Here is a 21,406-nt window from a genome sequence, read left to right as displayed (position 1 = left end):
TTAAACAACTCAGTTCTTACTATTGATCTGTCTACGTTATAGTAGAAGCGCGTCATTAACTGACAGCAATCTCTGCTTTTGTCTGTAATGCTTTTAAGGCATCAATCAAACGCTGATTTTGCTCTGCCAGACCAACCGTAATACGTAAATATTCATTAATACGTGGCTTATCGAAATGACGAACAATGATACCTTGTTCTCGCAGTGCACTGGCCACAGCACTAGCATCCCCGTCTTTAGGGCGAGCAAATACAAAGTTGGCATGAGATGGCAGTACGTCATACCCTAGGGCAGTCAATTCTGCCGTTAGCGACTGGCGCAAACTAATGATCTGTTGACGGGTTTTTTCAAAATAGTCAGTATCTAAAGCACTCGCAATAGCACCCGCCTGCGCCAATTTATCCAATGGAAAGCTGTTAAAGCTGTTTTTCATACGCGTTAACGCTTCGATCAATGATGCATTACCAAAAGCCATGCCAACACGTAAACCCGCAAGCGATCTTGATTTTGAGAATGTTTGCGTCACCAAAATATTGTCACAGTCATTGATTAAGCTCACTGCTGAAACCTGAACATCTGAGCTGCCCTCTGCTGCCTGAGCAAAATCGATGTAGGCTTCGTCAATCACAACTACAGAATTAGAATGCTCACCAGCGAGCTTACGAATATCAGCGAGTGACAACAATAGACCCGTTGGTGCATTGGGGTTGGCAATAATAATGCCGCTACAAGGTTGACGATACGCATCAGGGTCAATACTGAAGTCTTCTTCCAATGCAATTTGTACCAGCTCCACGCCAAAAGTTTGTGCATACACAGGATAAAAGCTATAGCTAATGTCAGGTGCTAACACTGGGCGCTCTTTCATAAAAAAACTGGCAAATACAAGTGCCAACACTTCATCAGAGCCATTACCGACGAATACTTGATTGGTGTCAAGATCATACAATTTTGCCAATGCGGCACGCAAATCATCAGACTCCGGCATTGGATACAAACGCAGATCCTCCGCTTGTTGCTCTAGGACTTTAGCAATCGCTTCTGCCACTCTTGGTGAGGGCGGAAACGGATTTTCATTAGAATTTAATTTGCATAAGTTGTCATGTTGTGGCTGCTCACCTGGGACATAAGGTGACAAGTTACGTGCTTTAGAAGACCAAAGTCTGGTGTCTATCTTTAACTCATTCATAAGTTATCCTACTATTCGCCACAAAGACTGTTAAATATAAATGTCAAAAGTAATGTTTAGAGTGCTGAGCCTACATTATTGATAGCGATAACGGGCCGAGCGCGCATGCGCTTCCAAATCCTCGCGCTGCGCTAAAATATCTGCCGTCTGTGCCAATGGCTTGCTACCAGCCTCACTACAATAAATAATGGATGATTTTTTCTGGAAGTCGTAAACCCCAAGTGGCGAAGAAAAACGCGCCGTACCAGATGTCGGTAGCACATGGTTCGGTCCTGCACAGTAATCGCCAATGGCTTCTGGCGTATGGCGACCCATAAAGATAGCACCAGCATGACGAATCTCACCAAGCAAGGCATCAGGATTATCAACAGACAATTCTAAATGCTCAGGCGCGACTCGATTAATCACCGCCATGCCCTCCACTCGATCTTTCACCAAAATAAGTGCGCCACGGTTTTGCAAAGAATCACGCGCGATATCGGCTTTTGGTAGCTCTGCCAATGCTTTTTCTATCTCGGCTGCGACTGCTGCTAACTGCTCGCTACTTGTCGTGACAAAGATAGCTTGTGCGATACGGTCATGTTCAGCTTGCGACAACAAATCCATGGCCAGCCAATCAGCTCGGTCTTGCGCCTCGCCCTCTGCATATACCAAGACTTCAGATGGGCCTGCAATCATATCAATGCCAACCTGTCCAAACACAGCACGTTTGGCCGCTGCAACATACTTATTACCTGGTCCTGTGATTTTATCCACAGCTGGAATCGTCTCAGTACCATACGCTAGTGCAGCAACAGCCTGTGCACCGCCAATAGTAAAAACGCGATCCACTTGTGCCAAATGTGCGGCTGCCAACACTAAGGGATTCAATACACCTTTGGGCGCTGGCACGACCATAATGACCTCGGCTACACCAGCAACTTTGGCAGGGATGGCGTTCATCAACACAGAAGAAGGATAAGAAGCAAGGCCACCCGGTACATAGATACCGACACGGTCAAGAGGCGTAACTTTTTGACCTAAGCGATTGCCCAACTCATCTTCATACTGCCATGTCTCTTGCACTTGACGCTCGTGAAATGTCTGTACCCGTATTGCCGCTGTGGTCAGTGCTGTCTTTACTTGCTCATCAAGATTGTCAAACGCTTCAGCAAGCGAATCTTTTGAAAGCTCTAACTCTTGTATCGTCGTCGCTGGATGTTGGTCAAACTGCTGGGTCAATGCCAATACCACGCTGTCGCCATCATGGCGCACTTGCGCAATAATATCATCAACGGTCTTTAATAAATTGGCGTCGTTGACGGTTTCAAAAGCAAGCAATTGGGTCAATTGATTATCAAAGTCGGCATCTTGAGTACTGAGTTGGCGCATGACTTAATCCTGTATTTGAGCATATAATATTGTTATAAAAAATAAAAGGTCTAAAAAAAATGGTGAAGTAAAGCCAGTCATATGCCAGTTTTTTATTATGGTCTGACTCCGATTATACTAAGCTTTTATTTTCTGGCAAGTAAATATAACAAAACCAGTTTAGCACGCTATATCTACTATAGAGCGCCAAACTGGTTTTAAAATTTGCATAACAAAGCTTTATATTATTAATGAATACAATCCATCTATGAAGCACTTGCAATGCTGTTCTTAAAGCTGTCCAAAATCGGCTCTAGCAGTGCAAACTTACGCTTATAACTGACCTGATTGACAATAAGGCGCGAGGATACATCGCAAATATGGTCACGTGCTTCAAGACCATTAGCACGCAAGGTATTGCCGGTATCAACCACATCGACAATCAAATCACCCAAGCCGACCAGTGGGGCAAGCTCCATGGAGCCGTAAAGCTTGATAACATCCACTTGCTGCCCTTGGCTGGCAAAATAAGCACGAGCCACATTGACGTACTTGGTAGCGATACGCAAACGGCGATTGGGCAACGGTGCATCTTTTACACCTGCCGTCATGAGCTTACACTGAGCAATCTTCAAATCCAACAATTCATAAACATGATTGGCACCATGCTCAAGCAATACATCTTTACCTGCCACACCAAAATCAGCCGCACCATGCTCTACATAGGTTGGTACATCACTTGCACGCAAGATCAATACACGCACATTTGGATTCGACGTTGGAAAAATAAGTTTGCGCGACGCTTCAGGGTCTTCTAGTAAATCCACACCCGCAGCCCGTAAGAGCGGCATGGTCTCTTCTAAAATGCGACCTTTCGATAAAGCCAAGGTTAAACCTGCAAACGCATCATTTACTTCGTTTAGTAACCCACTGGCAGGTATTGGTTGTTTTGCTTCAGTCATAATGGCATCGTGTCCATATCATATATAGTTGGTATCCCCACCGACCGAGGATTTTTAATTTCATAATGCTAAGCATTTAATCTAATATGAGTAAGGCTTTATAAACCCATCGATATTAATCGCTGGTATTAATACGTTTGATATTGACACCAACGCCGCGCAATTTGTTTTCAACATCTTCATAACCACGATCAATATGATAAATACGGTCGATCAAACTCTCACCTTCGGCTGTCGCCGCCGCCATTACCAATGACATAGACGCACGCAAATCCGTTGCCATGACAGGCGCTGCTGTAAATTTCTCAACCCCTCTGATCACTGCCGTATGTCCATCAACTTGGATAGAGGCGCCCAAACGATTGAGCTCAGGAACATGCATATAGCGGTTTTCAAAAATATTTTCGATAATAGTACTGGTACCATCAGCCAAACAACAAATCGCCATTAACTGGGCCTGCATGTCTGTTGGAAAACCAGGATGAGGCTGAGTACGAATATCTACTGGTTTTGGGCGTCCTTTCATCTGTGCTCGAATCCAATCATCACCAGTGGTAATTACAGCACCCATGGCTTCAAACTTCTCAAGTACGGGATGCAATAAAGTCGCTGTGGTTTTTTTGGTTAATACATCACCGCAAGTCATTAACGCGCCCGCAAGGTAAGAGCCAGTCTCGATACGATCTGGCACCACTGAATACTCGCAACCATGTAAGCGCTCAACGCCTTCAATGGTCATAGTAGCTGTACCGATACCGCTTATTTTAGCGCCCATTGCAACCAGCATATTAGCCAAGTCAACCACTTCTGGCTCAAGCGCACAGTTACCTAGAACCGTTGTACCTTTGGCAAGTGCGGCGGCCATGATGACGTTTTCAGTACCACCAACTGTGATCATATCAAAGGAGAAATTACAACCAATCAGCTTGCCACCCTTTGGCGCTTTTGCCTTAACATAACCATTTTCTACGCTAATCTCAGCACCCATCGCTTCAAAAGCTTTTAAATGCTGATCGACTGGACGTGAACCAATAGCGCAGCCTCCTGGCAATGAGACTTCTGCCTCACCAAAACGCGCCAACAATGGCCCTAATACTAAAATTGAGGCACGCATGGTTTTGACCAAATCGTACGGCGCATAAAAATTGTCGATGCCTTTAGTATCGCAAGTGACCGTATCGTCTTGTTTTTGAATATTGATACCCATACCACCGATCAATTCAATCAACGTTCGCACATCTTGTAATGATGGTACATTGTGCAATGTCGTTGGGGTTTCGGCCAGTATCATGGCTGCCAGTAACGGCAAAGCAGCATTTTTGGCGCCTGAAATAGTAACTTCCCCTGCAATACGACTACTACCAGTGATTAAAAATTGATCCATAGAGATGACAACCTAGCAATGAGTATAAAAATTATGAAAAACAAACCCTTCATGACCAACTACTTTCGTAGCCGGCCTAAAAGAGGTTTGATCCTGTAAGCGATGGTCTAGCCTTTTGATTGAACGTCCCACTCCGTAGGCGTTAATGCTTGGATATTGAGTGCATGAATATCGCCACTCGCAATCTTATCGTTGACTAACGCATAGATGGCTTGCTGACGCTGTACGGTACGTTTGCCCTCAAAACTGGCATCGACCACGCGTACATCAAACTTATTACCTTGGTTGGCAGCTTGAATAAAAGCGTCTGGGAAATGAATTTGTAAAAATGCAATCAGATCGTCAGCGTTCATGCTCATAAAATATTCTGCCTTAAATTGGAATAGAGTGTAGATTCAAAGTGCTGACATTATAACAAGAGTTTGCACATCTTACAGTACTGTCTTTTGCAACTGGCGATGACTATTAATAGAAGTTTTGAATACCATCAAAACTCTTACCGCCAACATCTAAGCAAACGTGAATCAAGGTCAATTATTGAAGCGTCTTATCTAGGTACGTCAATACTTGCGCACGCACATCATTGACCCAGCGTAATGGCGGTGCCATTGCTCCAATACTGGTGGCATGACTAGCACCTTTAATTTCACCATTTTCGACAGTGGCACCAACAGCTTTTAGCGCTTCGGTCATTTTGATGGTGTTGCTTTCATAGACGGTGGTGTCTTTTTCAGCGGTCAGCAACAAATATGGTGGCTGCCCGCCTTTGATTTGGCGATCTGGCATCACCTCATCTGGTGTTGCATTTGCACCAAAGGCTGTGGCACTACCATACTTACGAAAATCATAGCTATAAGGACCAGCGATACCTATCACAGCAGCTAGATCCTTTGGCTTCATACCGTATGGCGCTAAAAAATCCTCATTAGCGACGGCGGCGACTGCATTAAACGCACCAGCAGAATGTCCTATCACTGCCAAACGCTTGGGGTCAGCATGTAAACTTTCTGCATTAGTATGACTCCATGCGATCGCTTGGGCCGTATCTTTCACATAGTCAGGATATACATGCTCAGGCGCTTTGCGATAGTTGATCACAGCGGTGACATAGCCTGCCTGCGCCAAACTCTGCCCGACAAACGCATATTCCTCTTTACTGCCGCTTTCCCATGAGCCACCATGAACGAATACCACCATTGGATAACGCTTATCAATAGCGCTTTCGGTTTTCATTGCCTGAGCCAAAGGCTTTGGATAATAGATATCCAAATCTTGCGAAGGCTCATCGCCATATAAGATGTTTTTGCTGACACCAACACCGCCATTTGCCGTGAGGCCATTGACAACGGCCAAAGCTGATAAAGCTTGTGCTTGCTGCGTTGCTAGTACAATGCCACCTATCGCGAGCGCTGCTGTAACGCTTGCCTTAGTATAGGTAAATGTACGTGATTTGGTTTGTGGTGCGGTTTTGCTTGAGCCATTCATAGCCAGTATTCCTATTATATGTCAATCACTAATCGGTAGAGAGATTTGGTAGAGCGGTGATACTTATTATTCTATTGATACTACTTATCCTCTTGGTATTATCTCTTCTACCTTTACTGTGCATATTTTACGTTTTGGCTGACAATTTATCGTGCTTTTACTGTTATCTCTATTTAGGCTTATTGTCATTAAATACTTCACAATATTAGCGCTCTTAAATAGTTTTCTTAAACATAAAGTAATCTGCGGTACACGCTGTATAAACAGTGATGGCTCTTGTCCTTCAATTTTTACTGGTTCTGATACAGATCAATATAAGTACTTGATGATTGGTCAACAGTAGTACCTTCCTCAGTAACGATAATTGGCGTCACATTACCAACGGGTTCTGTCGTCATTGCACTACTCGAAATAGCACTGCTCGACATTGTTGCCTGTTCTACAACTGGCGCTGCTGTAGGATTGGCCAAGTTATTCTCATACATAATGTCAGCTTCACTTATTTTGACACCCCTATCGTCAACAACAGTTGTCAGTAGTACCAGCTCTGTCACACCAACCGTACTGTTGGCAATATCAATTAAGTGGCTTTGCTGAGTGGGTGTCATACGACCCATGATATAAACCACACCATTATTGGTCACGGCTTTAATCTGTGACGCTTTTACACCATCACTGGATGCAACCTTTGCCAATAATTTTGAGGTGATGTAGCCATCATGGACGGTTGAGCTATAGCCTTTTGAAGCACTGACGGCCAGCTCATTATAAACACGGCGCACATCTGGCATTGAGCTGACGACCTTTTCTACTTCTTCTTTAATGGCTTGAGTAGGGACTTCGCCTGTCAATAACACTTCACTATTGAAGCTATCAATGCTCATACGGCTGGTTTGTTGCAAGTCTGCCTGTAGACCATAGACATTGATTTTGACCGTATGTTCAATACTGCGATCGAGCAGACGCTGCGGAATGGTGCGCTCCGTCATCGGTACGCCATAAGTACCTTCAGTGCTGTTGGTCAAATAATTGGTGGTACAGCCCGTACTGATAGCACTAACCACCAGCATGACGCCTATCGCGGTGCGACGTGATGAACCAAAAATAGCAGTGCGCAAATGCATCCGTCTCATGATTTACCTCTTAAAGCAGGGTTGTGAAGATGGTATAAATTCAATATGGTACAAATTCAATTAAGCCACTAAGCTTTAACTCAGCTACTTTACTGAATTTTTATTGATAGCGGTTAGGTTTTTGGTAACGGTCACTGACTGTCCGACTCTATTTGAGCCATTAATCAGAACGTTTTTATTCCATGCTCTGCTCTACTACCATGTGCTATTACCAAGCATTCGCTATAAAAGCACCTTGAAGCCACTCTGGTTGATTGTCTACCAGAGTGGCTTTTGATTGTATTTTACTAGTAGTGTTATAGGCAATGATGTCGAACCGGCAATCACAATCATTATACTCAGGATGCTGTTGTAAAAAATATTTGGCAGTTTTAATCACTTTACGTTGTTTGCCTGCGGTAATACTGAGCGCTGCGTCACCAAAACTCGAACGTTGCCGCTGTCGTACTTCGATGAATACCAGCGTTGACCATGCTGAGCCCATCTCTAACATGACCAAATCTAGCTCACCAATTTTTGGCTGTTGCCAGTTTTGTGCAATCAAACGCAGCCCTTGCATCTGTAAAAACTCACACGCCTGCTGTTCGAACAGGCTACCTTGGCGTTGTGTTGGTGAGGTAAGGGTCAAAGGTTTATTGAACGGTTGATGATTTGCCATGAGGTCAATTGGTCTGGTTAACATTTCAGAATTATCATAGCACAACATGCTAAACTAACCACTTTTGCGCCTTCTACTCGCGTCATCTGTTTTCGTCATTTATAAGTACTTGATTGCTTATTATTTGACTGAAAAAGATACCAGATGCTAACAGTACGACCAACGCTACCCTATTATTTTTAACGATTCGAGGTTTTCATGTCTACCCTTACTGCGATGCCAGCTTGTCTATATATCGTTGCCACGCCGATTGGTAATCTGAATGACATGACACCGCATGCAATTGATGTGTTAAAACAAGTTGCCATTATTGCCTGTGAAGACACGCGCACCTCAGGTAAGCTGCTGTCACATTTCGGCATTGATACCAAAGGTAGCAAAGCGGACGATACCAAAGAGTCTGTGACTCATGATACCGACAATGACGCTGATACTGCCTCAAAACAAAAAGGTCACAACAAGCTGTGGGCGTACCATGAACACAATAGCGCTATTCAGACACCCAAGATCATTGAGATGATTCAGCAAGGTCACTCGGTCGCCTTGATCAGTGATGCAGGTACACCATTGGTGAGCGATCCGGGTTATCAGTTGGTGCAAGCCGCCCATGCGGCAAAGGTTACGGTATCGCCAATCGTTGGTGCCTCTGCTGCCATTGCCGCGTTGTCGGTTGCAGGCCTACCCTCAGACCGTTTTAGTTTCATTGGCTTTTTACCCGCGAAAACGCATGGTCGCCAAAAACAGCTGACCGCTTTAAACTCACGCACCGAAACCTTGATATTTTATGAAGCACCGCATCGTATCATCACAAGCTTAGAAGACATGGCTACGATATTTGGCGCAGAACGCGAAGTGACGTTTTGCCGTGAACTGACCAAAACATTCGAAACCGTCCATAAAAGCACACTTGGCAGTTTGGTTGAGTTTGTGAAAGCCGATGACAATCAGCAGCGCGGTGAGATCGTTGTAGTCGTCGCTGGCGTAAATATGGCACAAGAGTCTGATGACATCAGCATTCATGATAAGTTGTTACAGCGCTTATTAGAGGATTTATCAGTGAAAAAAGCAGCTGCCCTCGCCTCTGATATCACAGGCGTAAAAAAGAATGCGCTATATCAGCGGCTGCTTGAGCTGCAAGCTTAATAGTATGAGATACTGTTACTAATACTGTTATTGGTACTGACAATCGCTAAATATCAATAAAATGAGCAATTATAAATTCATTGAAAAAGGGTAAGCAATGTACGATGTAATGGCAATAGGTAATGCTTTGGTGGATCACGAGTATGTACTGTCGGATGCTGCGCTAGAAGAGACGGACCTAACCAAAGGCAATATGACGCTGGCAGGTATCGAGGAGCAGCAACAACTGCTTGCTTACTTCAAGCTTGCTGAGATTGAGCCGTCAAAACAAGCGGGTGGCGGCTCAGCTGCCAATACCATGTACGCGTTTGCCAGTCTCGGTGGCAAACCTTTTTATGCTTGCCGCGTTGGTGATGATGATGAAGGCGCGTTTTATCTCAGAGACTTGCATGAAGCAGGCGTCGCCACCTCAGACAAATCCATTCATGAGGGCGGCGTGACGGGCTCGTGTGTGGTTGCTGTGACCGAAGATGGCGAGCGCACTATGCAAACCTACCTTGGCACCTCAAGCGATATCACAGCTGACAACGTCGATTTTGAGGCACTGACACAGGCTGACTGGCTTTACCTAGAAGGCTATCTGGCCATGTCTGGGAGCATTCAACCAGCGATGACGCAGTTACGTCAACAGGCAGGCATTCATGGTGCAAAGATTGCAGTTAGCTTTTCAGATGCAGCAGTCATCAAGTTTGCCAAAGACGGTCTGCTCAATATGCTTGGCAATAAAGTCGCAGTGATATTTTGTAATAGCGAAGAGGCCAAGTTATTTACCGATAAAAAGCAAATTAAGGCCGCCGCGCGCGCCCTACTTGATTATTGCCAAACAGCGGTAGTGACCAATGGTGCCAATGGCGCAGTCGTCGTCCATAAATCTGATGATGAGTCAGAGATTGAGGTATATGATGTGCCAACGCCCGTGGTTGCCAATGTCATCGACACCAATGGCGCGGGCGATAACTATGCGGGCACCTTCTTATATGCGCTGTCTCAGCAATACAGCTTGCCTGAATGTGGTCGTCTTGCCAGCGAAGTGTCTGCACAAGTTGTTCAACAGTTTGGGCCGCGCTTGGCATCACAGGATTATAAAGATATCGCTCAGCGCGTGTTATCTGCTTAATCTGTCATTGATGTTTTATTCCATTTAAAATAAAAGTGGCACATACGGGTACTCTGTTCTACTGGTATAAATTTTCCTCACTGGCTGTTAGCAAACGTGACAGAGGTTTCGTAAAATTTACCCTAGTAGAACGCTACTCTTGTTAAAGTGAATAAATTATAGATAAAAAAAGCCCGTATCGATTTGATACGGGCTTTTTGCTTCTTGACGAAAAACCAACCATTTATCGCAGTGAGGTTTTATTTATAATAAGCATTCTCTGTACGCGTATGATCAGTCTCATCAATCACTTGCGTCAGCTCTGGTATTTGCTGTTTAAGCTGTACTTCAACCCCTTGACGCAAGGTCATATCAACTGCTGAACACCCTTGGCAACCACCACCGAACTTTAATACTGCGGTCAGGCCAACGCCCTCTTCGTCGATCAGTTCAAGCAACTGTACGTCGCCACCGTGCGCTGCAAGACCTGGATTAATCTCAGATTGCAATACGTAGTTGATGCGTTCTTCAATACTGGCATCCGCACCCACTTTAGGTACTTTAGAGTTTGGCGCGCGGAAGGTCAACTGACCACCGAAACGGTCTTTATTATAGTCAATAACCGCATCTTCTAAATAAGGCACTGACGCCGCTTCAATAAACGCAGAAAAATTGTCATAGCTGAACTTTAAGTCCGCACTGTCTTCTTCGCCTGGCTGATTGTAAGCCATACAGCACTCTGCACGCGGCGTACCAGGATGCTCAACGAAAATACGCACACCAATACCGTCCGTATCCTGTTTAGACAACAAGTCTGCCAAATATCCTTGGGCTGACTCGGTAATAGTAATATTACTCTTGGTTTCCGTTTGCTCAGTGTCTAGCGCTGACTCATAGTCTGTTGACTGGTCTAATTGGCTATCAGCTTGATTGTGCTCACTCATGATATTTCCTAGGTGTTATGACACAAACGCTATATCTGTCATGGCTACTGTGTCGTGAAAGTGGTGATATTTTTGATTCAGATAATTCATATAAATTGTCAATCATTATGGCTTGTCGTGTTAAAGCGCTGACTGCAATTTTTATAATTTTTTGAGATAATTATAACAACCATTATACCGCACTTAAGCGACAATTCCGACCGCGTCACTGTGATTTGAGCCAGAGTTGTGGCAAATGACTGACATCGGTTTTTTTAATGGCGACATAAACAATATAAATAAAGCCGATAATACGACGCAAAATTCTTGAATGATCCACACGGTATTTGTTACTGCTTATATAAAGGCGATCAGATAGATTATCAAGGATGAATAGGTATTAACGATGGCAACTTGTATTAAGTACTTTTATTGAGTAATAGGCAGGATAACGCTACATCTATGAAAACTAACTTCACATAATATAACTAAGTTGGATAGCTTGGTTGTTTAGACTCAACTTAGTAAAAAGATAAATTCAGAATAATAAATGAAAAGGAATGTCGTATGAAGTTATATATTATGCCAGGCGCTTGCTCAATGGTTCCACACGTTGCTCTTGAGTGGGCAAAAGCAGATTATGAATTGGAAATACTAGATCACGATTCTGTTAAATCAGAGGAATACCTGCGCATTAACCCGCAGGGCTCAGTACCTGCAATCGTAGACGGTGATACAGTAGTCACACAGAATATCGCCGTACAAACCTATATTGATGCTAAGTATCCTGACGCTAATATCTTTGGTTCTGATAGCTCGCCTGCTCAACGTGCCGAAATCATGCACTGGTTGGCTTTCATTAATTCAGATGTTCATAAAAGCTTTGGGCCATTGTTCGGTCCTGGTAACTTTGTCACAGACAAAGCTGCACAAGCAGACTTAAAAGAGAAGGCGAAAAAGAAAATCGTTGGCTTGCTCAAGTATCCTAATGACCAGCTCGGCAAACACGACTATCTGACAGGCACTAAAACGACAGCAGATATATACCTATATGTCATACTCACATGGGCAAAAAAAATGGAACTAGATCTTTCTGCTTATAAGAACTTCAGTGCCTTTATTAGTCGTATCGAGTCTGATGCTGGCGTGATTGAAGTAATACGCCAAGAAGGTATTAGCAAGATTGAGTCGCTTTAGATTTACTATGATGAACAAAAAAGAGCTAATTAAATTAGCTCTTTTTTTGTTCATAGAAATTGTATATTAGTTTAGCTTGGTAAATTGACTGATATCGCCGATACTAAGTGCCTGTCCTCTCGACTTCTGAATAAGTACTGGATAAGGATAATCATCAGCACCTTCAGAACTGTTTTGAGTTAGGAGACCATGCCAATTTCCACCCCATCCTACTATAGTACCATTTGACTTAAGAGCTAATACACCATTCTCCATACCCGTTATAGCCACAACATTAGACAGTTTATCTTGACCTGATTCGCTAACTACTAATCTTGGGAGGCCATTTTGGTATCCTGCTGGCTTATTAATGCCGTCACCGAGTTCACCTGTGCCATTAAAACCCCATGCATATACATTACCTGATTGTGTAAGCGCGTAAGAAGAATAAAAATTAATAGCTATATCTTTGATATTATTCAAATAAGTATTATCAATTTTTACATGATTAGCATATTCAATAACTGTGTTATTCTCTTCTAATGCTGGATCGCCTAATTGGTACTGGTTATTATTACCCCAAGCATATACGTTTCCTGAGTCCGTCAGTGCCAATGTGTGATTAGGACCAGTTACAATTTTTATGACACCTTTAATAGGAGTACCACTTTTATCTTTTACTAAGCTAACAGGGTGAATACTAGCATTTGGATCTAAATCCCATTGATAAACCTGACCTTGCTTATTTATTGCATAAGCCATTTCAAATTCAAGCGCAATAGAAGTAATATCTTTTAACGGTTCACCATTATTGTCAACCTCAAACTGAGGATTATTAGCGTCACTAGAGCCCCAACGCATAACTCTGCCATCGTCTGTTAATCCCATTACTTGGTTACCTAATGACGCTGATGCTAATCTGACTATATTAGTCAAAGGATTGCGTCCCGTTGCGTCTTGCACTGGCTCAGCGAAAATCACTTCACTCAATCCAGAGACAGTCGATTTGTATACATCTGGACCCCAACCAAATACTTTGCCTTCGTTATTCAACGCGTATATGCTAGATTTTGAATGAGCGACTTGGTAGATATTATTTAGCTTATTGCCACTTGCATTAGTGACTACGGGTTTTGGGTACTGGAGATACTCAACAGTATTAGTATCTATCGTACTAAGTTGATTGTGATAGTTAGTACCCCAAGTCAGTACTTCTCCGCCAGCAGTAACGACACGATTAGCATCGTTATTCCCACCAGAATTGACAGCTAAAGGACTTTTGGTAGGTACACCTTTTACTGTTAGTTTGGTCGTTAAATTATTAGCTCCTGTCACTGTTAGTGAAGACTGACCTAATCTGTGTGCTGTCATCGCTGAGCAATCAAGAGCAACTGTCAATCTCACATTGTCATCAGACACACATTTGACCACTTCTACAGCATTATTATCTTGATCTAGAAGTTGAATTTTTGTCGCTTTACCCTGCTCCCATGTGAGCATATCAGAACCAACTAGAGTTGCTGATATTGACTGTTGATTAGGTATTGTCGAAGTTTCTGGAACTGTAGGCTCAGTGGTAGGCGGTGTGACAGAATTATTCGTTGAAGGAGATGAGTCAGAGCCTCCACCACCGCAAGCGGCTAACACGCCAGTGATCGCTACTGCTAATGTTGATTTCATGTATGTATTCATTCTTAATCCTACTCAGCTAATATAAATATCTAATTTTATAAAACATATGTTTATCATTATATACATTGACATTTATGAATACCAACAAAATTTTACCAAAATAATATTATTTCGGGGAAGACAATATTTTAGTTTAATAACTGCTTCACATCTTTACACTTGTCAGTCGATAACTGCCTGTGTCAGTATTGGCAGCATTACTTTTTTTAATCAATAAAAATAAGCAGTGAGACAGTGGCATATATGAGCGAACTATCAGAGCAGCATTCAGATAAACAAGACAATAAGCGCTATCGTTATTTGGTTTTTATTGGACGTTTTCAACCATTCCATGCTGGCCATAAAGCGGTCATTGATGAAGCGTTAAAACGCTCAGATGAAGTGATTATGCTCATTGGCTCGGCCAACCTGCCGCGTAGTTTACGCAATCCCTTTAGCGTGGCTGAGCGTGCCGCGATGATCAAGGGCGCGTACTCTGACGAGGAAGCCGCGCGTATTCACTGCGTCGGACTGGATGACGCACTTTATAATGACACGCGCTGGCTACAGTATGTGCAAGCGGGCGTAAAATCTGTCACGGATGATTTGCAAGCTGACATCGGTTTGATCGGTCATTCAAAAGACAGCTCATCGTATTACTTGTCACTATTTCCCAACTGGGCTTCAGTCTCTGTACCCAACTATCAAAATCTGTCCGCCACGCCTATTCGTGACAGCTACCTGATGGGCGCGACGCCAACGCCTGAGCGCACGCCTGAATCGACACGCAAAGTGTTGGACGATTTTAAGAAAACCGAGGACTATCAACAGCTGCATGAAGAAGCCGACTTTATTGATAAATATAAAAGACAATGGGAATCTGCCCCTTATCCACCTACCTTTATGACCGCTGATGCTTTAATCGTACAGTCAGGACATATATTATTGGTAGAGCGCCGTAGCATGCCAGGACGTGGACTATGGGCACTGCCGGGCGGGTTTTTGAATCCAAAAGAGACACTATTTGATGCCTGTATTCGCGAGCTACGTGAAGAGACTCGATTGAAAGTACCAGAACCTGTCCTACGCGGCTCTTGTCACAGTCAGCATACCTTTGACGATCCATATCGCTCAGCACGTGGGCGCACAATTACGCAAGCGTTTTACTTTCAGCTTAAGAACGATCCAAAAGGATTGCCAAAAGTCAAAGGCGGTGACGATGCTGCTCAAGCATTCTGGTTACCGTTGGCGGAGCTTAATGCCAAAATGATGTTTGAAGACCATTATGCCATTATCACTAAAATGGTTGGGCTGTAGGGTTCTTCTTGGTTGACTATTTAGTGCACCATTTATAAATAAGTTACCAACTACAGTCTATATAATTCGTTTTACAGTTTTCACACCAACGCCGATAGACGGCAATGGTTAATCGCCGCAACTGCTCTTTCATCAAACCAGTTGCGGTATCTCAAAGCAGAGGAGTTCTGTGATGTATACCAGCAATTTAAACAATTTGATTCTCAATAGTGACAGTTATAAAGCCTCACATTGGGTGCAATACCCAAGCGGTAGTGAGTATCTATCGAGCTACATTGAAGCGCGCAAAGGCGATTACGATGTGGTGTTCTTTGGCTTGCAAGCCTTCATTAAAGAATACCTGAGCACGCCAATCACTCATCAAAACATTGATGAAGCTGAAATAGTCATTCAAGCGCATGGCCTGACTTTTAACCGTGCAGGTTGGGAGCGCTTGGTCGACAAGCACGATGGTTATCTGCCATTACGCATCGAAGCTATACCCGAAGGCAGCGTTGTACCGGTATCTAATGTGGTCTGTCAAATTATCAATACTGATCCTGAGTTTTATTGGCTACCCAGCTATATCGAAACGGCGTTATTGCGCGCAATTTGGTATCCCTCAACGGTCGCTAGTGTCTCGCATTACTGCAAAGGCATCATTCGTCAAGCGTTAGAGAAGTCAGCGGACAACACAGACTCGCTCACCTTTCGTTTGCACGATTTTGGATCGCGTAGTGCCTCAAGTCAGGAGTCAGTCGCGCTTGGTAGTTTGGCACATTTAGTGAACTTTGCTGGTACAGATTCTATGACTGCGCTCGTAGCAGCCAGTCGCTGGTATCAGATGGGCAATGATATGCCTGCGTTTTCTATTCCGGCGGCCGAACACAGTACAATGACTGCATGGGGCCGCGATGGTGAGACGGCGGCCTTTGCCAACATGATCGAGCAGTTTGGTGGCGACGGAAAAAGTTTTTCTGTCGTATCTGATAGCTATGATTTATGGAATGCCATTGACAATATTTGGGGTGGCAGCCTAAAAGACGATGTAAAAAACATGGGTGGCACGTTGGTTATCAGACCAGACAGTGGCGAACCTGCTAAAGTGGTACGTGAAGCCTTGGAGCGTTTGGCCGTGAAGTTTGGTACGACCATCAACAGCAAAGGCTATAAAGTTCTGCCAGATTATGTTCGTGTCATTCAAGGTGACGGCATCAGTCCACAAACCTTAAGTAAAATTATCGATGTGGTTATGAAAGCAGGCTTTAGTGCCGACAATGTGACGTTCGGTATGGGCGGCGGATTATTACAACAAGTCAATCGCGACACCATGAGCTGGGCGATGAAAGCCAGTGCCATCTCTATCGATGGAGAATGGAAAGACATTTATAAAGACCCTGTAACCAGTCGCTCTAAACGCTCAAAGAAAGGGCGCTTAGCCTTGGTCAAGGACAGTGACGGCTCACTCAAAACAGTTAAAGCAGATGATTTATCCAATGAGACAAATAACTTGCTGCGCGATGTTTATATCGATGGTCAATTATTAATTGAGGACAGTCTTACCACTATTAGGGAGCGTGCAGGATGGTAGATACCCATAAACTAGCCTCTGTCGCAAGAGACGTGCTATTTGCGCCCGTTTATCTTTACCAAGGTCGCAAAATTAAGCGCGATACCGTTCGACTTCCTGAACCGAATGGAGAAAGACACGGACAGATCCAGCTCAACAAGAATGCTGTTTCAGAAGATAAAACCCAGCAAACGCTCAATCTAATGATCGTTGGAGACTCTGCAGCGGCGGGTGTTGGTAGTCAGACGCAGCAAGAAGCGCTGGCTGGCAAGCTGATCCCAATCTTAGCGCAGCAGCCCGCTATTTACTCAACTTATGGTGCGCTGAACTGGTCGTTACAGGCGACCACTGGTCATACCAGCTTTGATATCTTGCGCAGGCTTTATGTCTTACCTGCACCCGGTCAGCCTGTCGATGTCATGTTGCTGAGTATGGGAGTCAACGATACGACAAGCAATGTCTCTGTCAATAAATGGCAACAACAAATTGAAGACATCATCGCAATTGCTCAGCGCAAGTTTGGTGTGCGCGAACTGATATTTTTGAGCCTACCGCCGATGGCAGAAATGCCAGCAATACCTGCGCCTTTAAATAACTTCGTTGGTGCGAAGGCGTCCATTCTTGATCAAATATTGCAGCAAGTCTGTGATGCTCATCATGGCGTCAACTATATGGCCACTGATTTTGCGCGCATGATAGAGGAGCACTCTAACGGCACACCTATCGATATCGCCGTGATGTTTGCAAGTGATGGCTTTCACCCAAGTAGTCTTATGTATGGTTACTGGGCGCAGCAAGTGGCAGAAAGAATTATAGAACTGCTTGATACTTCTACTACTGAGCTGGGCGCTAAAAAGCACTAAACTTCAATCTCAAAAACCAAACAAAAAAAACCGCTGAATCATCAGCGGTTTTTTATTGCTTAGCAAAATAGCTTTACACAATAAGTGTAAATTATTCAGCAGAGTCAGCAGCTTTCTTACTACGGCCACCAAATGCGCCAAAACGTTTGTTGAAGCTTGCAACACGGCCTTCAGTAGACGTTTTACGTTGCTCACCAGTATAGAATGGGTGCGACGCACTTGAGATATCAAGTGGGTAGTATGGGTATTCTGTACCTTGGTATTCACGAGTGGCTTTAGTCTTAACCGTTGAACGAGTCAAAAAGAACACATCAGCGTTCGTGTCATGGAACAAAACTTCTTGGTAATTAGGATGGATATCGTTACGCATAATAAACTCTCTAGGTCCGATGTATGAATATCGCGTTTAAACACATTCTTTAAAAGATAGTAAACGAGCGATGACATACGTAACTGAGGCACTAAGGACATTTATAAGTATGGCAACTGTGTCACTGGCTTATTCCAGCACCCAACACCATCCTTCTGCTCGCTTAGCCTTTCCCCAGCGGGAAAATCAAACCGCGATTTTAACGGTTTTTAGGGTTTGATGCAAGCAGCAGTTATAAGGATTGTGTGTGATAAGTTGTCACCAAAACGCTTATAACATTGTGAGAAGCTTGACATCTTAGTATAATATCGATTTAGCTGAAATAATCAATAAAATCTGTTATTGTAGATTGAGTTAACAATGATGAATTTTCAATACGATGCTCATCGTTCTCGTTTTACGCTTATAAGTAGTGTATTTCGAGATCTCATGATTTTATTGGCATAAACGAGTCACTAACGAAAATCAGCCGATTACTTGTACATAACCGTTCATCAAACCACACCACATAAGGATACTTTAATGATAAATGTTGTCATGAAAAACACTGCAAAAGCCCTACTAGTCAGTTCTGCCCTAGCCATCACTACTTTCGCAAGTGCCGCCCTACCGAGCCAATGGCAGTTAGATCCATCACACACTCGCGTTGGATTTTCTGTCGATCATATGGGGTTTTCAACCACCATGGGTCATTTCAGTGACGTTAAAGGCACAGTAAATTATGATGTAAAAGCACCAAGCAAAACCAACATGAACTTTACGATTGCAACCGATAGTATCGATACCAATTGGGATGCTCGTGACGAGCATTTAAAGAAAGAAGAGTTCTTTAACGTTGCCAAGTATCCAACCATGACATTTAAGTCTACCCAAGTTACTTTTGTCAATCCACAACAAGCCAAAGTAACTGGTAACTTCACCATGCTAGGTCAAACCAAACCAATGACCTTAGATGTGACATTGAACAAAATTGCCAACAGTCCGCTTACCAAAGAACCAGTCATTGGTTTCCGCGCAACGGGCAATATCGACCGCGCCGCTTATGGTATGACTGCCTATGCAGATGGCATCACAACCAATGTACCTATCCAAATCGATGGTGAATTGGTAGAGAAAAAAGTCACTACTAAGAAAAAAGTAAACTAAGTCTGACTATCAATTTAGACAACAGCTTTAATCTTTATGTATCCCAAAAAAAGCAGTCATTTGAATGGCTGCTTTTTTGAATCTACTCGCTTTTAGCTTCACTGACAAAACTCATGCATCTACTTACGTATTTGTCATCATATTGACGGCAGTTTTTCGTAGAATACCGCTATAGAAATTTAGTGTCTCTACACCATAAAAAATATGTTCATGCAGCTCAATATAAACGTTGAACTTGAGTACCTTTGCACGCATATCAACAATGATCACATATTTAATGCAAATACTGAACAAACAAACATCCAAGCATGATCTGCTGTGAATGCTATTAAGGACATAATAACGATAATGACTCACTCTTTTGTTAAAAATCAAACGCAAACTGCTAAACGTGTCGGTATTCTCGGCGGTGGTACAGCAGGCGCAACCATTGCTATTCGTCTCGCCGCGCTAGGGCTTGAGACTTATGTATTTGAAAAAAACAAATCACTGATTGATGGCCCACCAATGTGCCATTTGCATGCAGGTGGCAATCTATACCGTGAAATCTCTGATGAGGACTGCGTTGCACTTCTCAAACAGTGTATCGATATTTTGCGCCTTTATCCTTATACTATCGATGTACGCCCGACGGTTTTTGCCGTTCCTACTCGCGATGAAGGAACCCCTGAGGACTTACTACCACGCCTTGATATATTGACAGATGCATATCGTGAACTCATCTCTCAAGATGCTAATAACAAAGTCTTGGGCGAACCTGAAAATTACTATCAGTTGTATAACCATGAGCAACTCATTGAGCTGTCTGAGCGTGAGCAAGTTGCCATACCGAGCACTGTTGACGAATGGATGATACCCGTTGCTAAATATCTGGACTTAAACAAAGTCAAATTTCCATTGATTGTCGTACAAGAATATGGCTGGAATATCTTTCGCTTAGCCGCCTCAGCGCAGTTGGCATTAGAAGGATATGAGCATGCGCATGTCTTTACGAATACTCAAGTGAAGCAAGTGATGCCGGTCGATTGTGAAAACTGCTCGAACGCTGATCATCATGTCACTAAATGGCGGATTGACTATCAGCAAGCATCGAACCAACAAGCGGACAATGCAGAGAATGTTGAGTCTATAGAAGTCGATTATTTGATCAATGCTTGCGGTTTTCGTACGGGTGTTATCGATGATATGGTCGGTGTAAAAGTGACGCGTATGGTCGAATTCAAATCTTCTTATATCACTCATTGGAATGATACTGGTGGCCAAATACCAGAGATTATTGTCTATGGCGATCGCGGTACGCCAGAAGGTATGGCGCAATTGACGCCCTATCCTGGTGGATATTTTCAAATACATGGTATGAGTAAATTCATTACCCTGTTTGATGATGGATTGGTTGCTTCTAGCGAAGACAGCGCACAACCTAAGCTGCCTCCGCAATACGTACACTATATTGAAGACGGCTGGGATAAAACACCGCTACAAGCGCGTAGCCAGCAAGCCATTGAGTATGTGGCTGAGTTTGTACCGACGTTCCATAGTGCGCGCACCGTTGGCAATGCTCTCTATGGCGGACAGCAAATCCCAGGTGAAGACGACACATTACGAGTCGCTGATGTGAGCTTGTATTCCAATATACGCTATGCACGTGCTGAAAATGTAAAAGCGTCTTCAACCTTGATCGCTGCTGATCAAATTGTCAATGAGTTGACGGATCTTGGTTTGATTGATAATGACACGCAGGCCAACCGCAATCGTTATGCGCATGAATGGTCTTATCTCGTGAGTAATGATCGCTTAGCGATTGATGAAGTGGCGCGTAAATTGGCTGAAGAAAGAGGCTTTCCAGAAGCAATGGCCAATGTAAATCATAGCATTCGCGAGACCACTTTAGAGCATTTGTCGTCAGACGAAACAGCCCCTGCTAATAAGGCTGCTGTGAATCACATATAACGTTCGATTTTGAAAAAAAAGGGAGACACTAATCGATGGTT

The 21,406-nt window shown here is 43.6% G+C and carries 19 protein-coding genes; 8 read left to right on the top strand and 11 right to left on the bottom strand.

Translation table 11 applies throughout. From position 1 onward, the window contains the following. Nucleotides 1–55 precede the first annotated feature (55 nt). The 8 genes from hisC to ACT3TH_RS12280 all read right to left on the bottom strand — a co-directional run bounded on the left by hisC (nt 56) and on the right by ACT3TH_RS12280 (nt 8,209). Nucleotides 56–1,189 (bottom strand): histidinol-phosphate transaminase, encoded by a 1,134-nt coding sequence (gene hisC, locus ACT3TH_RS12315; RefSeq protein WP_444756126.1) that lies wholly within the window; start codon nt 1,187–1,189, stop codon nt 56–58. Between the two features lie 75 nt (nt 1,190–1,264). Beyond that, nucleotides 1,265–2,560, bottom strand: a complete 1,296-nt coding sequence (gene hisD / locus ACT3TH_RS12310) for a histidinol dehydrogenase (RefSeq protein ID WP_444756125.1) — start codon at nt 2,558–2,560, stop codon at nt 1,265–1,267. A 245-nt stretch (nt 2,561–2,805) separates the two neighbouring features. Continuing rightward, nucleotides 2,806–3,501 carry an ATP phosphoribosyltransferase gene (gene hisG / locus ACT3TH_RS12305; protein ID WP_444756124.1) on the bottom strand — a complete coding sequence of 232 codons (696 nt, stop codon included), beginning with the start codon at nt 3,499–3,501 and terminating at the stop codon, nt 2,806–2,808. A 115-nt stretch (nt 3,502–3,616) separates the two neighbouring features. After that, a complete protein-coding gene (gene murA / locus ACT3TH_RS12300) occupies nt 3,617–4,885 on the bottom strand; it encodes a UDP-N-acetylglucosamine 1-carboxyvinyltransferase (RefSeq protein WP_444756123.1) in 1,269 nt (422 codons plus the stop codon). Nucleotides 4,886–4,992: 107 nt separating this feature from the next. Beyond that, nucleotides 4,993–5,238 carry a BolA family protein gene (locus tag ACT3TH_RS12295; protein WP_444756133.1) on the bottom strand — a complete coding sequence of 82 codons (246 nt, stop codon included), beginning with the start codon at nt 5,236–5,238 and terminating at the stop codon, nt 4,993–4,995. A 181-nt stretch (nt 5,239–5,419) separates the two neighbouring features. Beyond that, nucleotides 5,420–6,370, bottom strand: coding sequence for an alpha/beta hydrolase (locus ACT3TH_RS12290; RefSeq protein ID WP_444756122.1), 951 nt, complete (start codon nt 6,368–6,370; stop codon nt 5,420–5,422). 290 nt (nt 6,371–6,660) lie between these two features. Further along, complete coding sequence (locus tag ACT3TH_RS12285; protein WP_444756121.1) at nt 6,661–7,503, bottom strand: BON domain-containing protein; 843 nt, start codon at nt 7,501–7,503, stop codon at nt 6,661–6,663. A gap of 208 nt (nt 7,504–7,711) precedes the next feature. Continuing rightward, complete coding sequence (locus ACT3TH_RS12280) at nt 7,712–8,209, bottom strand: YraN family protein (protein WP_444756120.1); 498 nt, start codon at nt 8,207–8,209, stop codon at nt 7,712–7,714. A 150-nt stretch (nt 8,210–8,359) separates the two neighbouring features. On the opposite strand from ACT3TH_RS12280, the gene rsmI reads away from it, so the two are divergent. Next, on the top strand, nt 8,360–9,304 hold the full coding sequence (rsmI, locus tag ACT3TH_RS12275) for a 16S rRNA (cytidine(1402)-2'-O)-methyltransferase (protein WP_444756119.1): 945 nt from the start codon (nt 8,360–8,362) through the stop codon (nt 9,302–9,304). 97 nt (nt 9,305–9,401) lie between these two features. Continuing rightward, nucleotides 9,402–10,421, top strand: coding sequence for an adenosine kinase (locus ACT3TH_RS12270; protein ID WP_444756118.1), 1,020 nt, complete (start codon nt 9,402–9,404; stop codon nt 10,419–10,421). Nucleotides 10,422–10,660: 239 nt separating this feature from the next. Here ACT3TH_RS12270 and nfuA read toward each other — a convergent pair whose 3' ends face one another. Continuing rightward, nucleotides 10,661–11,344 carry a Fe-S biogenesis protein NfuA gene (gene nfuA, locus ACT3TH_RS12265; RefSeq protein WP_444756117.1) on the bottom strand — a complete coding sequence of 228 codons (684 nt, stop codon included), beginning with the start codon at nt 11,342–11,344 and terminating at the stop codon, nt 10,661–10,663. Between the two features lie 546 nt (nt 11,345–11,890). On the opposite strand from nfuA, the gene ACT3TH_RS12260 reads away from it, so the two are divergent. Continuing rightward, a complete protein-coding gene (locus ACT3TH_RS12260) occupies nt 11,891–12,520 on the top strand; it encodes a glutathione S-transferase family protein (protein ID WP_444756116.1) in 630 nt (209 codons plus the stop codon). A gap of 66 nt (nt 12,521–12,586) precedes the next feature. Here the strand turns inward: ACT3TH_RS12260 and ACT3TH_RS12255 are convergent, their stop codons facing one another. Beyond that, nucleotides 12,587–14,191 carry an RCC1 domain-containing protein gene (locus tag ACT3TH_RS12255; RefSeq protein WP_444756115.1) on the bottom strand — a complete coding sequence of 535 codons (1,605 nt, stop codon included), beginning with the start codon at nt 14,189–14,191 and terminating at the stop codon, nt 12,587–12,589. 243 nt (nt 14,192–14,434) lie between these two features. Between ACT3TH_RS12255 and ACT3TH_RS12250 the strand changes: the two genes are divergently transcribed. The 3 genes from ACT3TH_RS12250 to ACT3TH_RS12240 all read left to right on the top strand — a co-directional run bounded on the left by ACT3TH_RS12250 (nt 14,435) and on the right by ACT3TH_RS12240 (nt 17,899). Further along, nucleotides 14,435–15,487 carry a bifunctional nicotinamide-nucleotide adenylyltransferase/Nudix hydroxylase gene (locus ACT3TH_RS12250; RefSeq protein ID WP_444756114.1) on the top strand — a complete coding sequence of 351 codons (1,053 nt, stop codon included), beginning with the start codon at nt 14,435–14,437 and terminating at the stop codon, nt 15,485–15,487. A 172-nt stretch (nt 15,488–15,659) separates the two neighbouring features. Further along, complete coding sequence (locus ACT3TH_RS12245; protein ID WP_444756113.1) at nt 15,660–17,057, top strand: nicotinate phosphoribosyltransferase; 1,398 nt, start codon at nt 15,660–15,662, stop codon at nt 17,055–17,057. Then, nucleotides 17,051–17,899, top strand: a complete 849-nt coding sequence (locus tag ACT3TH_RS12240; protein WP_444756112.1) for an SGNH/GDSL hydrolase family protein — start codon at nt 17,051–17,053, stop codon at nt 17,897–17,899. The genes ACT3TH_RS12245 and ACT3TH_RS12240 overlap by 7 nt, the downstream gene beginning before the upstream one ends. Nucleotides 17,900–17,990: 91 nt before the next feature. On the opposite strand, the gene ACT3TH_RS12235 is transcribed toward ACT3TH_RS12240, so the two are convergent. Beyond that, nucleotides 17,991–18,269, bottom strand: coding sequence for a type B 50S ribosomal protein L31 (locus ACT3TH_RS12235; RefSeq protein WP_444756111.1), 279 nt, complete (start codon nt 18,267–18,269; stop codon nt 17,991–17,993). Between the two features lie 522 nt (nt 18,270–18,791). Here ACT3TH_RS12235 and ACT3TH_RS12230 point away from each other — a divergent pair. Then, on the top strand, nt 18,792–19,415 hold the full coding sequence (locus ACT3TH_RS12230; protein ID WP_444756110.1) for a YceI family protein: 624 nt from the start codon (nt 18,792–18,794) through the stop codon (nt 19,413–19,415). A gap of 348 nt (nt 19,416–19,763) precedes the next feature. Further along, nucleotides 19,764–21,365 carry an FAD-dependent oxidoreductase gene (locus ACT3TH_RS12225; RefSeq protein ID WP_444756109.1) on the top strand — a complete coding sequence of 534 codons (1,602 nt, stop codon included), beginning with the start codon at nt 19,764–19,766 and terminating at the stop codon, nt 21,363–21,365. Nucleotides 21,366–21,406 lie beyond the last annotated feature (41 nt).

The organism is Psychrobacter sp. AOP22-C1-C5, from assembly GCF_052378885.1.
In the GTDB taxonomy this organism is placed as follows: Bacteria; Pseudomonadota; Gammaproteobacteria; order Pseudomonadales; family Moraxellaceae; genus Psychrobacter.
This window is presented reverse-complemented; position numbering and strand designations above follow the sequence as displayed.